Below are 803 nucleotides of genomic sequence, written 5' to 3'. Positions count from 1 at the left end.
AAAGTAAAAAGGATTATTAGGAAGTTCATTTGAGCCTGTAAGGAGAGTGGAGTTTAGGAAGATTTTTATATCTAAACTTTTAAAATCTATTTGGTATTTTTCTTCTATGTCCTTTATATCCAAAACACTTCTATCTTTTGCAAAAATATCACAATGATTATCATAAATATGGATCAAATTTGACATAGAGATGAAAGAAGTATTGTTAGAATTATCTTGCAAATCTTGTAAATTTACTTTATCTAAGAATACGATTTTTATATTATTTGTCTTTAATACTATGGTATTGGTATTTTTATCATAAAATTGCTCTATGTTAAATACTTCGTTTAAAATTAAATTAACATCATTTTCCTTAGTATTAAAGCTTTGATTATTTAGATTATCTTGTAAGGAAATTTCTTTATTTAAATAGTCTTGGATATCTTTTATTTTTTCATTTCTTTTTTCTTTTAAAGTATTGATAGATTTATAAAGCCTTTTTCTAGCATCAAGATAGGTATCATTGAGCTTTTCTTTATCTAGGATGAAGATTTTTGTGAAAGTAGAATTATAGCCTAGATTGTTTATAGCGGTAGCTTGGGTGAAAAGCTCTTCTTGATTATAATTTATAGCTATGGAATTTTCACATTGATATAAGGCTTTTAAATATGCTATGGATGAATTTTTATCTATTGTGTCTATTTCGTCATTGTTTATAAAAGCAAGCCTTGTTATAAATAATTCTCTATCCATTTTTTTTCTAAATATTTAAGATAAATGAATATTATATCAAATATATTAAATTTTTGATAGTCTTTAAA

The 803-nt window shown here is 23.7% G+C and carries 1 protein-coding gene; it reads right to left on the bottom strand.

Going from position 1 to position 803, the window contains the following annotated elements; all coding sequences use genetic code 11:
• Positions 1–735 (bottom strand): hypothetical protein (locus tag BGS40_RS09780; RefSeq protein ID WP_257841716.1); only part of this gene is annotated, 735 nt, incomplete at its 3' end.
• Positions 736–803: the final 68 nt, after the last annotated feature.

This window comes from Campylobacter sp. 107, assembly GCF_002383835.1.
Lineage (GTDB): Bacteria > Campylobacterota > Campylobacteria > Campylobacterales > Campylobacteraceae > Campylobacter_D > Campylobacter_D jejuni.
This window is presented reverse-complemented; position numbering and strand designations above follow the sequence as displayed.